3 protein-coding genes are annotated in these 2,726 nt (G+C 68.5%); 1 reads left to right on the top strand and 2 read right to left on the bottom strand.

Going from position 1 to position 2,726, the window contains the following annotated elements; translation table 11 throughout:
* A partial coding sequence (locus AC3XYG_RS39310) for an aldehyde dehydrogenase family protein (RefSeq protein WP_489145352.1) occupies positions 1-1,100 on the top strand: 1,100 nt, incomplete at its 5' end.
* Positions 1,101-1,256: 156 nt separating this feature from the next.
* On the opposite strand, the gene AC3XYG_RS39305 is transcribed toward AC3XYG_RS39310, so the two are convergent.
* Together AC3XYG_RS39305 and msrA are read right to left on the bottom strand one after the other, a co-directional pair.
* Entirely contained in the window at positions 1,257-1,994 is a 738-nt protein-coding gene (locus AC3XYG_RS39305) for a hypothetical protein (RefSeq protein ID WP_489145351.1), read from the bottom strand.
* A gap of 269 nt (positions 1,995-2,263) precedes the next feature.
* A partial coding sequence (gene msrA, locus AC3XYG_RS39300) for a peptide-methionine (S)-S-oxide reductase MsrA (protein ID WP_489145350.1) occupies positions 2,264-2,726 on the bottom strand: 463 nt, incomplete at its 5' end.

The raw sequence follows: 2,726 nt of genomic DNA, 5'->3' as shown, positions 1-2,726 counted from the left end.
CGGGCTGGGCGACGCGGATGAACGGCCAGACCATCCCGGTCTCCAGCCCCGGCCATTGGCACGCCTATACCCTGCGGGAGCCGGTCGGCGTCGTCGGCCAGATCATCCCCTGGAACTTCCCGCTGATGATGGCGGCCTGGAAGCTGGCGCCGGCGCTGGCCGCCGGCTGCACCATCGTGCTGAAGCCGGCGGAACAGACCCCGCTGTCGGCCCTGCGCTTCGGTGAGCTGATCCAGGAAGCCGGCGGCCCCGACGGCGTGGTCAACATCGTCACCGGCTTCGGCGAGACCGCCGGCGCGGCGCTGGCCGAGCATCCGGATGTCGACAAGGTCGCCTTCACCGGGTCGACCGAGGTCGGCAAGCTGATCGTCAGGGCGGCGGCCGGCAACCTGAAGCGGGTCTCACTCGAACTCGGCGGCAAGTCGCCGGCGATCGTGTTCCCGGATGCCGATCTCGACCTCGCCATCGCCGGCACGGCCGATGCGATCTTCTACAACCAGGGCCAGTGCTGCACCGCCGGCTCGCGCCTGTTCGCGCACAAATCGGTCTATGACCGCATCGTCGAAGGCGTGGCGGCGGCGGCCGGCAAACTCAAGATCGGCCATGGCCTCGACCCCTCGGTCAATCTCGGGCCGCTGGTGTCGAAGGAACAGCACCAGCGCGTCAGCGGCTTCCTGGAATCCGGCCGCAGCGAGGGTGCGGAGATCGTCACCGGCGGCAGCGTCATCGGCAACCAGGGCTACTTCGTCGCGCCGACGGTGCTGGCCCAGACCAACCGTGACATGCGGGTGGTGCGGGAAGAGATCTTCGGGCCGGTGGTCTGCGTCCAGTCGTTCGACGACGACGACCTCGATGCCGTGGCCAAGTTCGCCAACGACACCGAATACGGCCTGCAGGCCAGCGTGTGGACGCGCAACCTGAAGGTCGCCCATGTCATGGCCCGCAAGATCCGGGCCGGCACCATCTGCATCAACGCCCACAATTACGGCGACCCGGCCTGGCCGTTCGGCGGCTTCAAGCAGTCCGGCTGGGGCCGCGAGATGGGCCATGAGGTGATGGAGCACTACACCGAGACCAAGGCGGTCGCGGCGCGGCTTTAAGGGCATAGGGGGCCTCCCATAGGGGGCTCCAGCCTCCCAACACCGTCATTGCGAGCGCAGCGAAGCAATCCATCGGGCAGCCCGAACCGGCGCCATGGATTGCTTCGTCGGCTTCGCCTCCTCGCAATGACGATGAGGAAGGACGTAGGCCTCCGGTCAGCTGCTGTCGTCCGGCACACTGGGGCCGCCCTGTGCGAAGGGTCGTTCAGCCTCGCCCGGCGGGGGCGGCCGGTCCGGCCCATGCTCGTCCTCGGTCACGGGATCGATGAAGAACCGCCGGGTTCCGGGCTGCAGGTCAGCTTTGGGCGGTGGCGGTGCCGCCGACCCGGTGCTGACCTCCGCCCTCTCATCCGGCCAATGCTGCGGCCACTGCTCCTGGTCCGGCTCGATGCCGAGCAGATGGTGGATCCTCGTCAGCACCTCGCGGGCCGGCAGCATCTCCAGTTCGTTCTCGAACTCCCGCTCCGCCAGCCGCTCATGCAGCGCCTCCGTCCTGAATTCGGCGCTCTCGGCGTCGGCGGCGGCAATCGCCGCGGTGGCGATGCGGGTGACCGCCTCCCGGCGCCGCTGGCGTCCGGCGGCGACCGCCGCCGCATCCCGCGTCGTTGCCCCGACCTTGCGGGTGATGTGGGCGTCGCGCAGCCGCGCGGCCAGGGCGATCGACAGCCGGATGCCGCGGGCGAGCCGCTCCTGCATCAGCGCGAAATCGGCCTTGGGCGGCCCGGGCTGGAGCGCGGCCACGATCTGCTGCTGCTCGATCCGGTGGGCGGTGCGGATGCCGATCTCGACCACCTCAGCCAGCCGGCCCAGCACCCACACCGTGAACGCCCGGTCGGGATCGAGCGGGGCGTCGGGAGAGTCGTCGGGGAGGGTGCTGGTGGGCGAAATGCTCATGAACAAAAGAAGAACACGAGTCGGCCGCGCCGTCCAGTGTTCGGCGAGTATTATCCGTTGTGGTCGCGATTGAGCGCGGGAACCGTAGGGTGGGTTCGCACGGCAACCCCACCCTACGCTATGTCTGAATCAGCGAGGGCCGACCCCAGTCTCCCACCGTCATCGCGAGGAGCGAAGCGACGCGGCGATCCAGAGATCGAGCCGCTGGATCGCCACGCCCCTGCGGGGCTCGCGATGACGGTCTTGGTAGGTTGCGCCGCTGTCCGCCCTCAGTTCGTCGGCTGGGCCGCGACCAGCACCGGGTCGGGGCGGTAAACGGTGGGCATCAGGCGCTGCAGCTCGTCGATCTTCGGCAGGTCGTTGATGACGATGTAGGGGTAGGTCGGGTTCCGGGTCAGGAAGTCCTGGTGATAGCCCTCGGCCGGGTAGAAGGCGCGGCCGGGTTCGATCTTGGTGACGATCGCGGCGTCGAACACCTTGGCCTGGTTCAGCTGGGCGATATAGGCCTTGGCCACCTTCGCCTGCTCGTCACTCGCCGGGAAGATCGCCGAGCGGTACTGGGTGCCGCTGTCCGGGCCCTGGCGGTTCAGCTCGGTCGGGTCATGCGCGACCGAGAAGTAGATCTGCAGGATCTGGCCATAGCTGATCTGGTGCGGATCGAAGGTGATCTTCACCGATTCCGCATGGCCGGTCGCTCCGCCGCTGACCGTCTCGTATTGCGCCGTGCTGGCC

The sequence above is a fragment of the Inquilinus sp. genome, assembly GCF_057815775.1.
Note: the sequence above shows the minus strand (reverse complement) of the source record. Positions and strands in the feature narration are given on the sequence as shown.